This window comes from Roseateles chitinivorans (assembly GCF_050632145.1).
In the GTDB taxonomy this organism is placed as follows: Bacteria; Pseudomonadota; Gammaproteobacteria; order Burkholderiales; family Burkholderiaceae_C; genus Roseateles; species Roseateles chitinivorans_B.
In genome coordinates, this window is the sequence record NZ_CP192577.1 from 3,442,214 (window position 1) to 3,458,567 (window position 16,354).

Below are 16,354 nucleotides of genomic sequence, written 5' to 3' on the forward strand. Positions count from 1 at the left end.
TTTGGTGAATGTCAGCCTGGTAGCGAACGCCGGGCGCGACGTCGCGCTGCGGGGCGCCACGGTGGTGGCGGACTCGGACGTGCTGATGCGCGCGGCGCGCAATCTCACGATCGGCAATGCGGAGAACACGCAGGAGGGCAGCAGCAGCTCGAGCAGCAAGAAGAGCGGCGGTCGGGATGGACCTGACGGCGACGGCGGCGCAGATCGACAACGCGCAGGGCGATGTGAATGGCGTCGGCACGCGCTGTGCAACTGCTCGCTGGTCAGACGACGTCGTTGGTCGAGAAGATAACGCTTAAGACTAAAAACAGCCTGTTCAAGAAGATGGTCACGACGATGTACAGCAAGGAGGGGCGGGCGCTGGCGGTGGGGGACCTCGTCCACGGGCGCGGCGGCGGGGCAGGACGCCCGCGCGGAGGGCTCGGCAGCTAAATCATCTTCGCGCACGCTCGCTGAGAGTTAAGAGGCAGATATCTTGGGTGGTTTCGCCGCCGGAGGTCGCTGTTGGACCTCCTATCCGTTGGGGAAATAATCCATGGAACTCTTCTTGCACTGCCATGAACGTGTCGATCAAGGCGTTGGCAAAGGTCTGAGTCGATTAATTGATGTTGTCGATCGCTCGGGCAACCTTGTAGAAAGGTTTGAAATGATGTGCGCCGCGATTGATAGCGACGTCAGGAGCTCCGTGATATTGGATTGGATTAGGAAGGTCGAGTCGGGAGAAGAAGATCATGTCGAAGTCGATGGCAATGGCTGGGTTATAACCCTGTCTCGTAACGATGTCTCTTTCGAAGGCTTGTATGGACAGGGAGAAGGAGGGAATGTGTCATTCGACCAATTCTGCTTTGCCGTGAAGACATTCTTGCTGTTCCTTGCGAATTCGGGTTCCGATCCTATTAAAGTGCCTCTCATGGATTGATCGCCTCTGGGGATGTCATGATTGGTGCATTAATTGATATCATGAATCGACATGGGATATTTGGATGGGGAGAGATATTGTTCTCTTTGCACGAGCCTGATTGTCAATCCGATTGGATTGGCCGAGCGGCCGTGATTGAGTATTCCGATGCTTTCATGATAGGGCTGGGTTCGGGGGCGCCGGAATTCATGGATGTTGTGAAGATATCGCTGAACTGTCCGGAATCGCGGCGTGAAATTTCTGAGATCGTTTCTCGGATCAGCTGGTGAACGAAGCAAAGGACATGGGCAATCTTCTGTCTGGTCAGTATGGAGGGGCCGTAACTGCGCAAAGTACAGATCAAGGGGCGATCCGCAATCTAAATCCGACAACGATCGGCGCTGCTCAACGTCCTGAAAACTTCCATGACAAGCTGGCCTCTAGTACGGTCGACGCGCTGCTAAACGAGGTCGGCGGACAAGCTGCTGGTGCCGTACTAAAGGTGCTGGGCAGGGCCGGTGGCGCAAGTTATGACGGGGTGATTTCGTTACTGGGTATCGAAACGAAGGGTGCTGTCGCTGGGACATCGACTTCATTGCCTTATGCAAAATTGACTTGGAATTCGGAGGTTGAAATACTTGAGGTCACTCCGAAGGTTTCCTCCGGCTTTCCAACGGAGGCAGATGAGCTTGAGTTCAAGCGTGAAGGACAGTGTTTGAAGGACCGTCTTCAAGCGGAGTTGGGTGCCAGGTCTTGCGTGACCTTGGTGGTCTGATCAGGGAATCAAAGAATCCGTGTGCGCGTGGGACTCGAAGGTGGGAGCACGCTCTTCGAGCTGTGCACAGTCTCTGGCAGAAAACAAGTTTTGGAATCTCATGAGCGCTGATTTCGCCGAGTTCGACCTTCTCGACGAGCGTCCGAATGCGGAGATCGTCATGGCGCTCGCCGATCTTCTTCAGGTGGCGACCGAATGTTTCCTGCCTCAGGATGACTTCTGGGCCGGCTCGCTCGACGCAACGAGAGCTGTCGCTTTTGAAGCGTCCCGTTTTGCTGACGGGGCGCGAGTGTTCGTGCGGCTAACTGGCAACTTCGATCTTCCTCCCGTTGCCGGTCTGGGTCACGCACTCTGCTTGAAGCTACGCACGCCCGTGGTGGTCGGGGATGAAGGCCGTCGCCCACCTGGAGCTGTTCTCGTGTTCTATCCGGAAGGGCGTGTTGAAGAGGGGATCGAGATTCCCTCTGGTGGCGGCGGACACAAGTTCGAACTCTTGGACGAGGTGGATCTGCGTAGGGTGCCCGGTCTGGATGACGCCGCGGGCCCGATGTCCGGTCAGTTCTGCGATCCCACCCTTTGAGCCCGTGTTCAAGTTCTTCGACCAACTCTGTCCTGCCGTCGAGTCCACCGACTACTGGTCTGATGACGCTTTGCATCGCGCGGCGGATGCGCTGGATGATTTCGGTCCGGCGGACTGGAAGGCACTGAGCGAAATCTGGAGCGCGCGCGACGCGGTCTGGCTGCGGGGTTGTGCGGAGGCAATGTCCTCTTCGGCGCGTCCGCTGCGGGTGATAACGCTTCTGCTCGACATGTTTGATCACGAGGACGCGTTGGTGAAACTCGCGTGCTTCGATGCGATCTATCACCTCGTTGAGTCGCACCCGGAACCGCTCGCCAGTTTCACCGAGCCTATCTTCCTGCTTGCGGACCGGGCGGCTACGGTGCCAGGTGTTTCCCGTTTTGGCATCGAGAATCTTCGCGATCGCCTGAACTCTTCCGCTCGAAGGCCTTGATGAACACCATGCTCGCTCTCGCCAGAACCATTGCGAACGCCGCTCTGGTGTTCGAGTTCTCAGAGGACTCGCAAGTCGATCCCGATCTGGCCGTTCAGGCGCTCGAACAGATGGCGCACGACCTTCAGCGCCTGTCGCCTGATGAGCAGCGTGCGCTGAGTGAGGCCTTCAGGAGCCTCTCATCCGGCTACGCGAATACGGCTAATGCTGAATTCGTCGCCAGTCTGGGAGCTTCGTTGGGTCTTGCGAACTCTACTGAGGCTCCCTGAAATGGTCCCGATATCTGAACAGCGGCTCGACTGGTCGGTGCTGCGATACGGCCTGGCGAATCGCACGCAGCTGATTGATCCCGTCGACAAGGACGCGGTAACGGCGTTCGCCGAAACATCGCTTGCTGCCTTGTCGCCGGGCGATGCCGGCTTCTAGGAGATCGCCTCTCTTGCGCTCGATTGTCCGGACTCGCTGAATGAGATGGAACGCGCCGTGTGGGCCATCTCTGAAATCCTTGGTGGGCACGACGAGACGCGCGCGGCACGCAAATGGCGAGCGGCCGAGCTCGACGCATTGCTGCCGGGTCCCTGGGCTTATCCGTTCTACGCGGTCCTGGAGGTTTCTTCGTTCTGGGAACGGTGGGGGAAGGAGTTGCCAGGTCCACTGTGGACGGCAGAGATCTACATTTCCAACGCAACGGGCGAGTACCAGGAATATCTGGACGAGGTGCTCGATCAGTGCCGTGTCTGGTTGCAAGGGGAAATGCTCGAACTGGGATCGCCAGCCCCCGCATAGACTCCCCCGATGCTCACCGTCCACCACCTCAACAACTCCCGCTCGCAGCGGGTCCTGTGGCTGCTTGAAGAACTCGGTCTTCCGTACGAGATCAAGCACTACCAGCGCGACCCGAAGACGATGCTCGCGCCGCCCGAGTTGCGCGCCGTGCACCCGCTCGGCAAGTCCCCGGTGATCAGCGACGACGGCCTCGTGATCGCCGAATCCGGCGCGATCCTCGAATACCTCGTCGACCGCTACGGCGAGGGCCGCTTCAAGCCCGCCGTCGGCACGCCCGACGCGCTGCGCTACCGCTACTGGATGCACTACGCCGAGGGCTCGGCCATGCCGCCGCTGCTGCTCAAGCTGGTCTTCGACCGCATCGAGCGCGCGCCCGTGCCGTTCTTCATCAAGCCGATCGCCAAGGGCATCGCCGCGAAGGCCAAGGCGACCTTCGTGCAGCCGCAGATCGACAACCACATGAACTACCTGGAAGGCGAACTCGGCAAGAGCCCGTGGTTCGCCGGGTCAGAGTTCAGCGCGGCAGACGTGCAGATGAGCTTCCCGCTCGAAGCCGCCGTGCAGCGCGGTGGTGCCGCGGCGCGACAGCCGCGCATCACCGAGTTCCTGAAGCGCATCCACGCGCGGCCCGCTTACCAGCGGGCGCTGGAACGCGGCGGTCCCTACGCGCTCGTGCCGTCCAAGTGATCGAGGCGGCGCGTGGTGTCCACGCGCCCGCCTTCAACCCTGCTTCGCCAGGAACACCGCCACCAGCGCATTCGCATGCCCGTGGCCCATCTCGTGTTCCGTCTTCAGCAGCGCGACCAGCTCCATGTGCTTCATCGGCCCCACCTTCTTCAGCACGCCCATCCAGTGATCGATGGGCTGGCCGTACTTCTTCTCGATGGACGGGAAGTAGGACGCGGGTCCTTTGACTTTCTCTTCGGTGGTCATGACGTGCTCCATGGTTGCAAGGGGAAGGCCGCGGGTCAGTGTCCTGACCTCATCCCCACGACGATCGACCCGCGCCGTTTTCGACACGGTCCTGCGCATCACCTGATGAGCTGATCAACTGAGCAGCGACCACAGCAAGGCCGCGTTCGCCCCGGTCACCAGCGCGAAGAGCCCCCAGCTCAGCACCCGCACCACCGGCCCGTTGGCGAACTCGCCCATCACCGCGCGGTCGCCCGTCAGCCGGATCAGCGGCCACATCGCGAAGGGCAGCTGCAGGCTCAGCACCACCTGGCTCGCGACCAGCAGCTGCCCGACCGCCTTCTCGCCGAACCACAGCAGCCCGAGGAAGGCCGGCACCAGCGCCAGGAAGCGCGTCGCCAGCCGGCGCTGCCAGCACGGGATCTTCAAGCGGAGGAAGCCGTCCATCAAGACCTGACCCGCGATCGTGCCGGTGAAGGTCGAGCTCTGACCCGCCGCCAGCAGCGCCACCCCGAACAGGATGGACGCGATGGAACCGCCCACCAGCGGATCCAGCAGGTGGTACGCGTCCTGGATCTCCGTCACCTCGGTGTGACCGTGCGCGTGGAAGGCCGTCGCCGCGAGGATCAGGATCGCCGCGTTCACCATCAAGGCCAGCGTCAGCGACACCAGCGTGTCGATCGTCGACAGCTTGATGGCGTCGCGCTTGGCCGACGCCGTGCTCCCCACGCGCCGCGTCTGCACGATGGACGAGTGCAGGTAGAGGTTGTGCGGCATCACCGTCGCGCCCAGGATGCCGATGGCCAGCAGCAGCGCCTTCGGGTCCTGCACCGCGACGCCGTTGGGCACGAAGCCCTTCGCCACCGCCGCCCAGTCCGGCCCGATCAGGAACAGCTGCACCGCGTAGCAGACGCCGATCGTCATCACCAGGCCGAGGATGATCGCCTCCACCTGCCGGAAGCCCCGGCCCTTCAGCCCGAGCACGATCACCGTGTCCAGCGCCGCGATGCCGACACCCGCCAGCAGCGACATGCCGAACAGCAGGTGCAGCGCCAGCGCCGTGCCCAGCACCTCGGCCACGTCGCAGGCGACGATGGCGAGCTCGGCCATCACCCACAGCGGCAATCGAACCGCGGGCCGGTAGCGCTCGCGGCAGGCCTGCGCGAGGTCAAGACCCGACACCAGGCCGAGCCGCAGCGACAAGGTCTGCAGCAGCATCGCCGCCAGGCTGGACGCCAGCACCACCCACAGCAGCGCGTGGCCGAAGCGCGAGCCGGCCTCGATGTCCGTGGCCCAGTTGCCCGGGTCCATGTAGCCGACCGAGACCAGCAGTCCCGGACCCGCCACGCGCAGCAGCCGCTTCCACAGCGGTGCGCCCTCGCGGAGATCGATCGAGCCGTGGACCTCGGACGGGCAGAACGGGGCGGTGGCGGTGGTGGGCAGGCCGAGCATGGGGCGGATTCTCTTCGGAGTCGGCGATGCCCTGCAGGAACAGGGATCGGCGCCCGGACCGCTATAGTCCCGCCTCCTTCGCCCTTCCAGCCTCCCCGCTTTCCTGTCGCGACCCATGCCTCTGGCCGACATCCGCGCGGCGATCGACGCCGAGCTGGCCGCGACGCCCGAGTTCTACGATTTCCGCGTGCTCCGCAGCACGGCGGACGGCGCGCTCTGGCGCGTGACGCTCGAGCCCGACTACGTCTACGCCGAGGGCCAGCGGCCGGGGCAGGCGTCGGCCCACACGCTGCTCGACGAGCGGCTCGAGGGCGCGTCCGCCTGGTGGGGCGCGCCGACCAAGGGCAGCGCGGGCGTGCGCGCCGTCGTCGTCGAGGACGACCAGCTCGTGCTGCAGAACGCGAGCGCCCCGCCGCCGGGCGAGGGCCACCTCCTGCGCCTCTATCCACCGCGTTTCCTCAATGCCATTGCCGACGCGTGGCGTGACGACCCCTGGGCGCGCCGCGCCGCCGACTGCTGGCCGGGGCTCTCGATATCGAGACCGCGGGCCGATGCGCCGTCGCTCGACGGCTCGCCGTTCCGCTGGCTGCGGCCGGCGCAGCGCGAGGCACTGAAGCTCGTCGGTTATCACGACGCCTTCCTGTGGGGCCCACCCGGCACCGGCAAGACGACGACGCTCGGCGTGCTGCTCGCCGAGTACCTCGACCGCCGCCCGGGTGCGCGCGTGCTGCTGCTGTCGACGACCAACCACGCCGTCGACCTCGCGACGCTCGCCGTCGACAAGGCGTTGCAGAAGGGGCGGCGCGAGCACCTCAGATCGGCGGTCCAGCGGCTCGGCTCGCGCTTCGATGCCCAGGCCTACGCCGGTCGCGGGCATCTGATCCCGGCATCGGGCCTCCCGTCGCCGCAGGTGCTGGCGCAATGCCGGCTCGCCACGATGACGACGACCCGCGCCGCCTTCACGCTGAAGACGCTGCGCGAGCTTTCCCCGATGGTGAAGCGCCGTTCGACCTTGTCGTCTTCGACGAAGCCAGCCAGGTGAGCCTCGCCCATGCGTTGGCGCTGATGCCGCTCGGTCGCGCGCGGCTCTTCGCCGGCGATCCGCAGCAGCTCTCGCCGGTGCTGCGCAGCGAGGACCGCCTCGCGCGCCAGTGGCTGGGGCGCTCGCCGTTCGCGGCGATGCCACGAGGCGGGCAGAGCGGACAGAGCGGACAGAGCGGACAGAGCGGGCAGGGCGGCACCGCGGTGGCGATGCTCGACGAGCAGTCCCGCATGGCCGCGACGATCGGTGCGCTGGTCAGCGACCTGTTCTACGACGGCGCGCTGCGCGTCGCCGCGGAGGCGCTGGCGTCGCAGGACTGGCAGCAAGCCCGCGCCCGTGCGCTCGGCGACATCCCGGCGGACGTCCACGTGAAGGTGCTCCGCATCACCCGCGAGGGCTTCTGGTCCGCGAAGGACCGCGGCCCGATCCGGCGTGAATCCGCCGATGCGATCGCGGCCCTGATCGCCCAGGCGCTCGCGAGCGGCGACTGGGCGCCGCACGAGTTCATCGTGCTGACGCCGTTCCGCGCGCAGCGGGCGTTGATCCGGCAGCGGCTGGATGCGCTCGGCGTCGACGACGGCGTGAAGGTCAGCACCGTGCACCGCGCGCAGGGCAGCGAGGCGCCGGTGGTCTTCTTCGACCCGGCCGACGGCACGCAGCCCTTCCTGCAGACGGAGGAAGCACGCCGGCTGCTCAACGTCGCGCTGAGCCGCGCGCAGGCGAAGGTGGTGATCTGCCTCTCGTCGGCCGACCTGACCAACGAGGTGCTCGCGCCCATCGTCCACCGGATGCGCCTGGCCGGCGATCCGCGCGAGGCGGTGCCGCTGCTGACGCTGGCGAAGGCGCCGGACTTCCCTTCAACACGCGCGGTCTGCGGGTGGCGGCAGGCCGGCTCTTCGGGGAGGTCGACCGCATCGCGCCGGACGGCGCTCGCTTCTGGATCATCAACGAGAAGAGCGGCAACGAGGTCGTGATCGACGCCGGCTTCTGGCGCGACCGAGTGAGCGGCACGACCGGCACGAACAGCACGTGAGAATACTCATCGGCAACACGCAGAGTGCCCGATGAGTCTCTTCAAGAAAATCTTCGACCGGTTCTCCACGTCGTCCCACGATCTCACGGCGGCTCCCGAGCATGCGGTGCTGATCCGCTTCCGTTGCGGGCGCGCTGATCTCACTGCGCTGACCGCGCTGGAGGACGAACTGACGCGCGCCGTGACCGGCGCGGGCGCCGGCCAGGTGGAGGGGCATGAGGTCGCCGCGGGCGCTGGCGAGGCAACGATCCATGCCTACGGCAAGGACGCCAACGAGCTGTTCCGGTCGATCCGTCCCGTGCTGCTGGCGGCAAGCTGGCTGGACGAGGCGCGGGTCACCCTCCGCTACGGGCCCCCGGAGGACGGCATCGCCGAGAGCGAGGTCGTGGTCCGGCCGCAGAACTTCCCGTTCCCGATCGAGACGATGCCGGGCGACCGCGCGCTCGGGCGCTGGAACGCGTTGCGTGCCACGGACGGCTGCACGCCGGTCATCCTTGGCGATCCGGAGGACCGTGAGCAGCTCTGGGAGGGATGGGACATCGACGCGTCGCCCATCGATGAACTGCTGGCCCACGCGGAAGAGATCGACGCGATGGCCTGGCTGCGCACGCGCGAAGAGACCGCGCGCCTGGTCGAGTTCTCCGGCGGGGTGTGGCCAACGGTCAAGCCGCCGGCTGCGCGGACGTTGCGCCTGCCTTTCTCCGGTACCGGCACGCCGCGCTCGGGGATCGGCGTGGCCATCCTGCCGACGTCGAAGCATTGGGAAGCCGCGGCCTGGCTCAGGTTCGGCGGCTGGAACGACTGCCCGACGCCTCCGGAACACGTGGCCCTCTGGCGCTCATGGGCGGATCGTCATGGCGCCCGAGTGGCTTGCGTCAGGGGCAGCGTCGTGGAGTTCGTCGTCGATCGACCGCCTCGCACGGTGGACGACGCCCTGGCACTCGCCCGCGAGCACTTCCTGTACTGTGAGGATCTGGTCATCCAAGGCCACGGCACGCTGGAAGGGCTGGCGGCCGCGCTGCTCGAGGCGCCGGTCTGGTCCTTCTGGTGGGATTGACGGCGCCAGAAACGACAACGCCCCGCGGAGCGGGGCGTGTCTCGTGCGTTCCCGAGGACCTGCCGGTCCTCGTTCAGCCGGTGGTCAGACCGGCACGCGGCGCAGCATTTCCACGCCGACGTCGCCGTTGGCGACTTCGCGCAGCGCGGTCACGCCGGGCTTGTTCTTCGACTCCAGCTTCGGCGCGTGGCCTTGGCTCAGCATGCGGGCGCGGTACGTCGCGGCGAGCACCAGCTGGAAGCGGTTCGGGATCTTGGTCAGGCAGTCTTCGACAGTGATGCGGGCCATGCTGGTTCCTGAGGAGTCGGGGTTATTCGGTAACGTCGGCGATGAGGTCGAGCGCGCGGAAGACGGTCGACCGGTTGCGGCGTTGGGTCGCGTATTTTAGCCGCTGCGCCTGGACAATCGACTTGAGATCGAAAATTGCCGTCTCGAACACGGCATTGATGACCACGAAATCGAAGTGTTTCGCCTGCGCGACCTCTTCCCGCGCGGTCTTCATCCGCTTGGCGATCACGTCGTCGGCCGTGTCGCCGCGCCGGATCAGGCGCTGCTTCAGCTCCTCCCAGCTCGGCGGCAGGATGAAGATCAGCACCGCGTGCGGGAACAGCTGCTTGATCTGCAGCGCCCCCTGGTAGTCGATCTCCAGCACGACATCGTCGCCGTGCGCCAGCCGGGCCTCGATCGCCGCGCGCGAGGTGCCGTACAGGTTGTCGTGGACCTTCGCCCATTCGAAGAACTCGCCGCGGTCGATCATCCCGCGGAACTCGTCCACCGAGACGAACAGGTACTCGCGGCCATGCTGTTCCTGGCCGCGCGGGTCACGCGAGGTGTGCGACACGGAGACGCTCAGCTTGGCGTCCAGCTCCAGCAGCGCCTTCACGAGGCTGGATTTGCCGGCGCCGCTCGGCGCGGCGACGACGAAAAGATTGCCTGGGTATTCCATGTTCCCATTTTAGGGGACATGCCCACCGACATCCGCTGGGCCGCAGGCATGGTCGTCCGTGGGGGATGTCCCGGGCGGCACGGGAGGGGAAGATCGGTGGATGGTCCCCATCCCCCGCGACCCTGTTTGCATGCCCGTTTCCGGTGAGTCGCCCGACGAGCGGTTTGCGCGGGCGCGGCCGCTGGCCGGGACGCCCGGCCAGGCCTACGTCGAAGGTCGCGGCATCCCGCTGGCCGTCGCGCATGCAGCGGGGTTGCGCTTCGATCCGGACTGGGCCGGGCGCCCCGCGGTGCTCGTGGCGCTGCGTGGCCGCTCGGGCGCGATGGTGTCGGTGCATGGCCGCTACCTCAGCACGCTGCGCGGTCAGGACAAGATGCTGACGATCGGTCCGGGCGGCGGTGTCGTGGACATCCAGGGCGGCTGGCACAGCGGGCACAACGAGCGCGACGGGCCGCTGATCCTCGTCGAGGGCCTGTTCGATGCCTTGTCGCTCGCGGTGTGCGGCCGCGGCGGCGTGGCCACGATCGGTCGCTGGGCCCCGTGGCTGCCCGAGGCCTGCGCCGATCGGCTGGCGTGGCTGGGCTTCGACGCGAACCGGCCCGGCGAGCGCGAGGCTGCCGCATACGCGCAGCGCCTGTCGCGCGTGCGCCGGCTGCCGCCGCCGCCCCGTTGCAAGGACTGGAACACGGCACTGTGCAAGCGGGGTCGCGCCGAGGTCGCGCGCTGGCTGCGCGGTCACCTGGACAGCGCCGATACTGCGTCCTCATGAACGAGAAAACCCGCACCGAGATCTACGTCAGCACCGACGTCGAGGTCGACGGCCCGATCCCCGGCCCGCATTCGATGCTGAGCTTCGGCTCGGCCGCGTACCTCGCGGACAAGACGCTGGTGGCGACCTTCTCCGCGAACCTGGAGACGCTGCCCGACGCGACCGGCCATCCCGACACGATGGCCTGGTGGGCGCAGCAGCCGGACGCCTGGGCCGCCTCACGCACCGACGTGCGTCCGCCGCAGGCCGTGATGGTCGACTATGTCGCCTGGCTGGAGGCACTGCCCGGACAGCCGGTGTTCGTCGGCTATCCCGCGTCCTTCGACTTCATGTTCGTCTACTGGTACCTGATCCGTTTCGCCGGGCGCAGTCCGTTCAGCTTCTCGGCGCTGGACGTCAAGACGATGGCCATGGTGATGCTGCGCCGCGACTACCGCCGCAGCACCAAGAGCGCCATGCCCAAGCGCTGGTTCGACGACCTGCCGCACTCCCACGTCGCGCTTGACGACGCGATCGAGCAGGGCGCACTCTTCTGCAACATGCTCGCGGAGAGTCGACAGCGCTGAGGCCTGAGGCGCATTGATGCGTCAGCGCACCGGCGCCTTGGTGCCGACATCGCGGGTCAGGGAGGAATCACCATGGACCCGCGGCTGCCGGCGACGATGTGCTTTCGCGTGACGCGCTACTGCAATGCGCGCTGCGGCTTCTGCCTGGCACCGCCGGACGGCGTGCATCCGGACGTCGGGCTGTTGAAGCAGCGGGTGGACTGGCTCGTCGCGCACGGCATGCGGACGGTCCACTTCTGCGGCGGGGAGCCGACGATCCATCCGGGCCTTGCCGAATTGCTCGTCCATGCGCGGACGACCGGCTGCCTCACACGACTCACGACCAACGGCATCGCGCTGCCGGATGGGTTGCTCGCCGCGCTGAGCGCGACCGGCACTTCGGTCAAGCTGAGCCTGCACGGCGATCAGGCGCATCACGATGCGATCGTCGGCCGACCGGCCTTCGATCTGGCGAGCGCGCATCTGCGCGAGATGCTCTCGGCGCGCGTTCCGACGTCGGTGCAGACGACCCTCGTCGCGGGCGACGAATGGGTGCTCGACTGGATGGCGGACTACTGCCTCGCGCTTGGCGTAAGGCGGCTGAGTCTCCTGCCGTTCATCCCGCGTGGCAGCGGCCAGCAGACGGAGGATCGCTACGGGCTCACCGCCGCGCAACGCACGCAGCTGCGCGAGCGCGTGCGGCGCAAGCGCCAGGTCTTGCTGGGGCGTCTGGATGTGAGATGGCTCGACTTCGCGTCGCAGCCGCTGCCGGTCGTCGAAGCCGACGGCCGCGTGGTGCTGGAGCGCGCGAGCGAGGCGCTGGACACGGTGATCGCCGTGATTCCAGGGCCTGTGGTGCTGAGGAAGCGGGTGGCCGTCGCCTGACGGCCAGGCCGCTCACTCGATGTTCTGCACCTGTTCCTTCATCTGCTCGATGGCGACCTTCATCTCGACCGAGATGTTGGTCAGCTCGATGGCCGCGGCCTTGGAGCCCAGCGTGTTGGCTTCGCGGTGCAGCTCCTGCATCAGGAAGTCCAGCCGCTTGCCGACCTCGCCGCCCTTCTTGAGCAGGCGGTCGATCTCGTCCAGGTGTGCGCGCAGCCGCGTGAGCTCCTCCGCCACGTCGATGCGCAGCGCATAGGCCGCGGCCTCGTTGACGGCGCGCTCCTGCAGCGACTGCTCGGAGATCGTCTGCGTGGCGCCGGTGGCGCTCAGCGCTTCCTGCCAGCGTTCCAGGAAACGCTCCCGTTGGCGTTGCACCGCGGCCGGGATCAGCGGCTCGGCTTGTGTGGCGAGGTCCCGCAAAGTGGCGACGCGCTGCTTGAGCATCGTTACCAATTTCGCGCCCTCGCGCTCGCGCGCCTCGAGGAATCCCTTGATGCATTGACGCGCCGCGTCGAGCACCGTCTCGTCGTTCGCGGAGGCGCCCGTCGCTCCGGTCTTGCACCAGTTGAGCGCTTCCTGGACGGTCAATCCCTGCGCTTTCGGCAGCCAGGATTGCACCTGCGATTCCAGCCGCGAAAGCCGGTTGAGCTGCTCTGGCTGCGGGTTCGGCCAGGAATTGTCGGTGTCCTTGTGGGTGTTGATCCTCAGTTCGATCTTGCCTCGCTTGACGCTGCCCGAGACAAGCTCGCGCAGGGCCGCCTCGAGCGAGCGCAGCTCGTCGGGCATGCGGAAGCTCAGGTCGAGGAAACGTCCGTTCACCGAGCGCGCCTCCACCGTGACCGCGGGTTGGGTGGCCGGGCTAGGGGTTTCGCCGGAGTTCGCGGGTTGTGCCGTGGCGCTGGCATAACCGGTCATGCTGTAAACTGGCATCAGCTATCGGTAGAACAATCGAACCGCGATTATGTCAAAGCCGAAACCGGCGCCCTTGCCCGCAGGCACGGTGGTGGGGGCTATCAGATCATCAAGAAACTGGCTGCGGGTGGATTCGGCGTCGTTTATCTCGCCGAAGACCCCGACCATCACTTGGTGGCTCTGAAGGAATACCTCCCCTCGTCCCTTGCAGAACGATCTCCCGGAGAACTCACGCCTCGCGTGAAACCGGAGAAACAGCCCCTATACCGCCTGGGGTTGCGCAGCTTTTTTGAAGAAGGCCGTTCACTCGCGCAAATTTCGCATCCGAGCGTCGTCTCGGTGCTGAATTTCCTGCGGGAGAACGAGACCGTCTATATGGTCATGAATTACCTGCAGGGCGATACCTTGCAGGATTTCATCGTGACCGCGCGCGATTTGAAGCGTGACAAGGTGTTCCGCGAATCGACCATCCGGTCGCTCTTCGACGAAATCCTCAAGGGCCTGCGCATCGTGCACCAGCACAAGATGCTGCACCTGGACATCAAGCCGGCCAATATCTTCATCACCAACGACAACAAGGCGGTGCTGCTCGATTTCGGCGCGGCCCGCGAAGTGCTGTCCAAGGAAGGCAACTTCATCCGGCCGATGTACACGCCCGGCTTCGCCGCGCCCGAGATGTACCGCCGCGACGGCTCGCTGGGCCCGTGGACCGACATCTACGCGATCGGCGCCTGCATCTACGCCTGCATGCAGGGCTATCCGCCCAACGACGCGCCGCAGCGCCTGGAGAAGGACCGCCTGGGGCTGTCGCTCTCGCGCCTGCGCAACGTGTATTCCGACAACCTGCTCGAAGTGACCGAGTGGTGCATGTCGCTCGATCCGCTGACCCGTCCGCAGAGCGTCTTCGCGCTGCAGAAGGAACTGTCGCGCGAGACCGAGCGCCGCTACACCAAGCTCAGCTTCAGCGAGCGCCTCAAGCTGCAGCTGGAGAACCTGAAGACCGGGGCGAAGGCGTGAAGTTCTCCGTCTATCAGGTGAGCCGCCGTGGCGGACGGGAGAAGAACGAGGACCGCATGGGGTATTGCTATACCCGCGAGGCCGGTCTCTTCGCCCTCGCCGACGGCATGGGCGGCCATCCGGACGGCGAAGTCGCCGCCCATCTGGCGCTCCAGAACGTCGCGGCGCTGTTCCAGCGCGATGCGCAGCCGGTGATCAAGGAACCTTCGCAGTTCCTGGAGACGGCGGTGCTGCTCGCGCACCAGCAGCTGCTGACCTACGCGCAGCAGCGCGGCATGAACGACACGCCGCGCACGACCATCGTCGTCGGGCTGATGCAACAGGGCCAGATCTGGTGGGCGCACTGCGGCGACTCCCGCATGTACCTGCTGCGCGAGACCGAGCTGATCGCCCGCACCCGCGACCATTCCTACAGCGAGCTGCAGGAGGCGCTGGGCCGCCACGCGACCGGCGCCGAGCGCTTCAACCGCCATGTGCTGTTCACGTGCCTGGGCAGCCCCGGCAAGCCGATGATCGACGTCAACGGCCCGGTGCTGCTGCAGAACGGCGACCGCATGCTGCTGTGCTCGGACGGGCTGTGGAGCTCGGTCAGCGACGTGGACATCCTGCGCCACATGTCGGACAGCCGCTCGGTCGGCGACGCGGTGCCGGAGCTCGTCGAGCAGGCGCTGCGCCAGGCCGGCGCGCGCAGCGACAATGTGACGGCCCTGGCCGTGGAGTGGGAAGGCGAGGGCGATGCCCCGGACTCCATCTCCACGCAGGACCTCGACCAGGAAGGCTTCGCCTCCACGATCCACGGGGCGACCCAGGACGTGCAGCTCGACGAGGCCGAGATCGATTCCGCCGTGCGCGAGATCCAGGACGCGATCCGCAAGGCCGGCAAGAAGCCCCACTGAAGGCATCAAAGGATTTCCTCATGAGTAGCAACGCCAGCCGCCCGCAAGGGCGCGCGGCGGACGCCTTGCGTCCGGTCCGCATCACCCGCCACTACACGCGCCACGCCGAAGGGGCCGTGCTCATCGAGTTCGGCGACACCAAGGTGCTGTGCACCGCGTCGGTCGAAGAGAAGGTGCCGCCGCACAAGCGCGGCAGCGGCGAAGGCTGGGTCACCGCCGAGTACGGCATGCTGCCCCGCGCCACCCACACCCGCAGCGACCGCGAGGCCGCGCGCGGCAAGCAGACCGGCCGCACGCAGGAGATCCAGCGCCTGATCGGCCGCGCGCTGCGCGCGGTGTTCGACCTGTCCAAGCTCGGCGAGCGCACCATCCAGATCGACTGCGACGTGCTGCAGGCCGACGGCGGCACGCGCACCGCGGCGATCACCGGCGCCTACGTGGCCGCGCATGACGCGGTGAGCTGGCTGATCGCGCAGGGCAAGATCGTCGACACGCCGCTGAAGGACGCGGTCGCCGCGATCTCCGTCGGCATCCTGGACGGCCAGGCGCTGCTGGACCTCGAATACGTCGAGGACTCCGCCTGCGACACCGACATGAACGTGGTCATGACCGGTGCGGGACACTTCGTCGAGCTGCAGGGCACGGCCGAAGGCGTCGCGTTCACGCGCGCCGAGGTCGACGTGCTGTTGAACCTCGCCGAGAAGGGCATCCGCGAGCTGCTCGTCGCGCAGCGCGAGGCGCTCGGCCTGAAGTGAAATCCCCGGGGACGAACGTCCCCGTCCTCTCCGTCGATTGGAGCAAGCGATGAAGTTGGTCCTGGCCTCCAACAATGCGAAGAAGCTGAAGGAACTGCAGGCGCTGTTCGAGCCGCTGGGCATCGAACTCGTGACGCAGGGCAGCCTCGGCATCCCGGAGGCGGAAGAGCCTTTCCACACCTTCGTCGAGAACGGCCTGACCAAGGCCCGCCATGCGGCGAAGGCCAGCGGCCTGCCGGCGCTGGCGGACGACTCGGGTCTGGCGGTCGACGCGCTCGGCGGCATGCCGGGCGTGCTGTCGGCGCGCTACGCCACGCTGTTCGGCCACGAGAAGAGCGACGCCGAGAACAACCGCGTGCTGCTCGAGAAGCTCGATGGCATCGATGATCGGCGCGCGCGCTTCGTCTGCGCGCTGGTGGCGGTGCGCTCGGCCGACGACCCGGAACCGCTGATCGCGATGGGCCGCTGGCACGGCGAGATCCTGCACGCGCAGGAAGGCGAGGGCGGCTTCGGCTACGACCCGCTGATGTTCATCCCCGAGCTGGGAAAGAGTGTCGCGGCGCTCGGCGCCGAGGCGAAGAACCGGTTGAGCCATCGCGCGCTCGCGTCGCAAGACCTGCTGCGCCAGATGCGCGAGAGCTGGCACCTTGGCTGACATCAT

General features: G+C 66.4%; 24 protein-coding genes and 1 pseudogene. 20 read left to right on the forward strand and 5 right to left on the reverse strand.

What is annotated here, in order from left to right:
* The first annotated feature begins 4 nt into the window (after window positions 1-4).
* From ACQ86G_RS15790 to ACQ86G_RS15835, 10 genes are all read left to right on the forward strand, one after another.
* Window positions 5-292, forward strand: coding sequence for a hemagglutinin repeat-containing protein (locus tag ACQ86G_RS15790; protein ID WP_431256235.1), 288 nt, complete (start codon window positions 5-7; stop codon window positions 290-292).
* 243 nt (window positions 293-535) lie between these two features.
* Complete coding sequence (locus tag ACQ86G_RS15795) at window positions 536-919, forward strand: hypothetical protein (protein ID WP_431256236.1); 384 nt, start codon at window positions 536-538, stop codon at window positions 917-919.
* Window positions 920-936: 17 nt separating this feature from the next.
* Window positions 937-1,188: a hypothetical protein gene (locus ACQ86G_RS15800; RefSeq protein WP_431256237.1), complete on the forward strand. Its 252-nt coding sequence runs from the start codon at window positions 937-939 to the stop codon at window positions 1,186-1,188.
* A complete protein-coding gene (locus tag ACQ86G_RS15805; RefSeq protein WP_431256238.1) occupies window positions 1,185-1,673 on the forward strand; it encodes a hypothetical protein in 489 nt (162 codons plus the stop codon). The genes ACQ86G_RS15800 and ACQ86G_RS15805 overlap by 4 nt, the downstream gene beginning before the upstream one ends.
* 100 nt (window positions 1,674-1,773) lie before the next feature.
* Entirely contained in the window at window positions 1,774-2,253 is a 480-nt protein-coding gene (locus ACQ86G_RS15810; RefSeq protein ID WP_431256239.1) for a hypothetical protein, read from the forward strand.
* 4 nt (window positions 2,254-2,257) lie between these two features.
* Window positions 2,258-2,686, forward strand: a complete 429-nt coding sequence (locus ACQ86G_RS15815; protein WP_431256240.1) for a hypothetical protein — start codon at window positions 2,258-2,260, stop codon at window positions 2,684-2,686.
* A complete protein-coding gene (locus tag ACQ86G_RS15820; RefSeq protein ID WP_431256241.1) occupies window positions 2,686-2,955 on the forward strand; it encodes a hypothetical protein in 270 nt (89 codons plus the stop codon). Before ACQ86G_RS15815 ends, ACQ86G_RS15820 begins: the two co-directional genes overlap by 1 nt.
* Before the next feature lies 1 nt (window position 2,956).
* On the forward strand, window positions 2,957-3,112 hold the full coding sequence (locus ACQ86G_RS15825) for a hypothetical protein (protein ID WP_431256242.1): 156 nt from the start codon (window positions 2,957-2,959) through the stop codon (window positions 3,110-3,112).
* A gap of 45 nt (window positions 3,113-3,157) precedes the next feature.
* Window positions 3,158-3,472 (forward strand): hypothetical protein, encoded by a 315-nt coding sequence (locus ACQ86G_RS15830; protein ID WP_431256243.1) that lies wholly within the window; start codon window positions 3,158-3,160, stop codon window positions 3,470-3,472.
* 9 nt (window positions 3,473-3,481) lie between these two features.
* Entirely contained in the window at window positions 3,482-4,159 is a 678-nt protein-coding gene (locus tag ACQ86G_RS15835; protein ID WP_431256244.1) for a glutathione S-transferase family protein, read from the forward strand.
* Window positions 4,160-4,192: 33 nt separating this feature from the next.
* On the opposite strand, the gene ACQ86G_RS15840 is transcribed toward ACQ86G_RS15835, so the two are convergent.
* Together ACQ86G_RS15840 and ACQ86G_RS15845 are read right to left on the reverse strand one after the other, a co-directional pair.
* Entirely contained in the window at window positions 4,193-4,405 is a 213-nt protein-coding gene (locus ACQ86G_RS15840) for a DUF4287 domain-containing protein (protein ID WP_431256245.1), read from the reverse strand.
* Between the two features lie 114 nt (window positions 4,406-4,519).
* The gene (locus ACQ86G_RS15845) at window positions 4,520-5,836 is read right to left on the reverse strand and encodes an Nramp family divalent metal transporter (RefSeq protein ID WP_431256246.1); all 1,317 of its coding nucleotides are present in this window, start codon (window positions 5,834-5,836) and stop codon (window positions 4,520-4,522) included.
* A gap of 115 nt (window positions 5,837-5,951) precedes the next feature.
* Here ACQ86G_RS15845 and ACQ86G_RS15850 point away from each other — a divergent pair, with 115 nt between their 5' ends.
* From ACQ86G_RS15850 to ACQ86G_RS15860, 3 genes are all read left to right on the forward strand, one after another.
* Entirely contained in the window at window positions 5,952-6,878 is a 927-nt protein-coding gene (locus tag ACQ86G_RS15850) for an AAA domain-containing protein (protein WP_431256247.1), read from the forward strand.
* Window positions 6,875-7,852, forward strand: a complete 978-nt coding sequence (locus ACQ86G_RS15855) for an AAA domain-containing protein (RefSeq protein WP_431256248.1) — start codon at window positions 6,875-6,877, stop codon at window positions 7,850-7,852. The genes ACQ86G_RS15850 and ACQ86G_RS15855 overlap by 4 nt, the downstream gene beginning before the upstream one ends.
* Window positions 7,853-7,942: 90 nt before the next feature.
* On the forward strand, window positions 7,943-8,968 hold the full coding sequence (locus ACQ86G_RS15860; protein ID WP_431256249.1) for a DUF4253 domain-containing protein: 1,026 nt from the start codon (window positions 7,943-7,945) through the stop codon (window positions 8,966-8,968).
* Window positions 8,969-9,052: 84 nt separating this feature from the next.
* Here ACQ86G_RS15860 and rpoZ read toward each other — a convergent pair whose 3' ends face one another.
* Window positions 9,053-9,256: a DNA-directed RNA polymerase subunit omega gene (rpoZ, locus tag ACQ86G_RS15865; RefSeq protein WP_058936171.1), complete on the reverse strand. Its 204-nt coding sequence runs from the start codon at window positions 9,254-9,256 to the stop codon at window positions 9,053-9,055.
* A 22-nt stretch (window positions 9,257-9,278) separates the two neighbouring features.
* The gene (gmk, locus tag ACQ86G_RS15870) at window positions 9,279-9,914 is read right to left on the reverse strand and encodes a guanylate kinase (RefSeq protein WP_431256250.1); all 636 of its coding nucleotides are present in this window, start codon (window positions 9,912-9,914) and stop codon (window positions 9,279-9,281) included.
* Window positions 9,915-10,044: 130 nt separating this feature from the next.
* Between gmk and ACQ86G_RS15875 the strand changes: the two genes are divergently transcribed.
* The 3 genes from ACQ86G_RS15875 (at window position 10,045) to ACQ86G_RS15885 (ending at window position 12,113) form a co-directional block, all read left to right on the forward strand.
* A complete protein-coding gene (locus ACQ86G_RS15875) occupies window positions 10,045-10,683 on the forward strand; it encodes a DUF7146 domain-containing protein (RefSeq protein WP_431256251.1) in 639 nt (212 codons plus the stop codon).
* A complete protein-coding gene (locus tag ACQ86G_RS15880; protein ID WP_431256252.1) occupies window positions 10,680-11,249 on the forward strand; it encodes a 3'-5' exoribonuclease domain-containing protein in 570 nt (189 codons plus the stop codon). Before ACQ86G_RS15875 ends, ACQ86G_RS15880 begins: the two co-directional genes overlap by 4 nt.
* 72 nt (window positions 11,250-11,321) lie before the next feature.
* Window positions 11,322-12,113 carry a radical SAM protein gene (locus ACQ86G_RS15885; RefSeq protein ID WP_431256253.1) on the forward strand — a complete coding sequence of 264 codons (792 nt, stop codon included), beginning with the start codon at window positions 11,322-11,324 and terminating at the stop codon, window positions 12,111-12,113.
* 12 nt (window positions 12,114-12,125) lie between these two features.
* Here the strand turns inward: ACQ86G_RS15885 and ACQ86G_RS15890 are convergent, their stop codons facing one another.
* Window positions 12,126-13,043, reverse strand: a complete 918-nt coding sequence (locus tag ACQ86G_RS15890) for a YicC/YloC family endoribonuclease (RefSeq protein WP_431256254.1) — start codon at window positions 13,041-13,043, stop codon at window positions 12,126-12,128.
* A gap of 31 nt (window positions 13,044-13,074) precedes the next feature.
* Here ACQ86G_RS15890 and ACQ86G_RS15895 point away from each other — a divergent pair.
* The 4 genes and pseudogenes from ACQ86G_RS15895 (at window position 13,075) to rdgB (ending at window position 16,348) form a co-directional block, all read left to right on the forward strand.
* Window positions 13,075-14,042: pseudogene (locus ACQ86G_RS15895) on the forward strand (serine/threonine protein kinase).
* Window positions 14,039-14,938 (forward strand): PP2C family protein-serine/threonine phosphatase, encoded by a 900-nt coding sequence (locus ACQ86G_RS15900; protein ID WP_067275106.1) that lies wholly within the window; start codon window positions 14,039-14,041, stop codon window positions 14,936-14,938. Before ACQ86G_RS15895 ends, ACQ86G_RS15900 begins: the two are co-directional and overlap by 4 nt.
* Before the next feature lie 20 nt (window positions 14,939-14,958).
* On the forward strand, window positions 14,959-15,693 hold the full coding sequence (rph, locus tag ACQ86G_RS15905; protein ID WP_088403679.1) for a ribonuclease PH: 735 nt from the start codon (window positions 14,959-14,961) through the stop codon (window positions 15,691-15,693).
* 49 nt (window positions 15,694-15,742) lie between these two features.
* Window positions 15,743-16,348, forward strand: coding sequence for an RdgB/HAM1 family non-canonical purine NTP pyrophosphatase (gene rdgB / locus ACQ86G_RS15910; protein ID WP_431256255.1), 606 nt, complete (start codon window positions 15,743-15,745; stop codon window positions 16,346-16,348).
* The last annotated feature ends 6 nt before the right edge of the window (window positions 16,349-16,354 follow it).

Excerpts from the sequence above, each read along its gene's own strand:
- ACQ86G_RS15860 (WP_431256249.1), top strand. The coding sequence starts at position 7,943 with ATGAGTCTCTTCAAGAAAATCTTCGACCGGTTCTCCACGTCGTCCCAC.
- ACQ86G_RS15830 (WP_431256243.1), top strand. The coding sequence starts at position 3,158 with ATGGAACGCGCCGTGTGGGCCATCTCTGAAATCCTTGGTGGGCACGAC.
- rpoZ (WP_058936171.1), bottom strand. The coding sequence starts at position 9,256 with ATGGCCCGCATCACTGTCGAAGACTGCCTGACCAAGATCCCGAACCGC.
- rdgB (WP_431256255.1), top strand. The coding sequence starts at position 15,743 with ATGAAGTTGGTCCTGGCCTCCAACAATGCGAAGAAGCTGAAGGAACTG.
- ACQ86G_RS15880 (WP_431256252.1), top strand. The coding sequence starts at position 10,680 with ATGAACGAGAAAACCCGCACCGAGATCTACGTCAGCACCGACGTCGAG.
- ACQ86G_RS15890 (WP_431256254.1), bottom strand. The coding sequence starts at position 13,043 with ATGCCAGTTTACAGCATGACCGGTTATGCCAGCGCCACGGCACAACCC.
- rph (WP_088403679.1), top strand. The coding sequence starts at position 14,959 with ATGAGTAGCAACGCCAGCCGCCCGCAAGGGCGCGCGGCGGACGCCTTG.
- ACQ86G_RS15795 (WP_431256236.1), top strand. The coding sequence starts at position 536 with ATGGAACTCTTCTTGCACTGCCATGAACGTGTCGATCAAGGCGTTGGC.
- ACQ86G_RS15825 (WP_431256242.1), top strand. The coding sequence starts at position 2,957 with ATGGTCCCGATATCTGAACAGCGGCTCGACTGGTCGGTGCTGCGATAC.
- ACQ86G_RS15820 (WP_431256241.1), top strand. The coding sequence starts at position 2,686 with ATGAACACCATGCTCGCTCTCGCCAGAACCATTGCGAACGCCGCTCTG.
- gmk (WP_431256250.1), bottom strand. The coding sequence starts at position 9,914 with ATGGAATACCCAGGCAATCTTTTCGTCGTCGCCGCGCCGAGCGGCGCC.
- ACQ86G_RS15835 (WP_431256244.1), top strand. The coding sequence starts at position 3,482 with ATGCTCACCGTCCACCACCTCAACAACTCCCGCTCGCAGCGGGTCCTG.
- ACQ86G_RS15810 (WP_431256239.1), top strand. The coding sequence starts at position 1,774 with ATGAGCGCTGATTTCGCCGAGTTCGACCTTCTCGACGAGCGTCCGAAT.
- ACQ86G_RS15885 (WP_431256253.1), top strand. The coding sequence starts at position 11,322 with ATGGACCCGCGGCTGCCGGCGACGATGTGCTTTCGCGTGACGCGCTAC.
- ACQ86G_RS15850 (WP_431256247.1), top strand. The coding sequence starts at position 5,952 with ATGCCTCTGGCCGACATCCGCGCGGCGATCGACGCCGAGCTGGCCGCG.
- ACQ86G_RS15845 (WP_431256246.1), bottom strand. The coding sequence starts at position 5,836 with ATGCTCGGCCTGCCCACCACCGCCACCGCCCCGTTCTGCCCGTCCGAG.
- ACQ86G_RS15875 (WP_431256251.1), top strand. The coding sequence starts at position 10,045 with ATGCCCGTTTCCGGTGAGTCGCCCGACGAGCGGTTTGCGCGGGCGCGG.
- ACQ86G_RS15800 (WP_431256237.1), top strand. The coding sequence starts at position 937 with ATGATTGGTGCATTAATTGATATCATGAATCGACATGGGATATTTGGA.
- ACQ86G_RS15840 (WP_431256245.1), bottom strand. The coding sequence starts at position 4,405 with ATGACCACCGAAGAGAAAGTCAAAGGACCCGCGTCCTACTTCCCGTCC.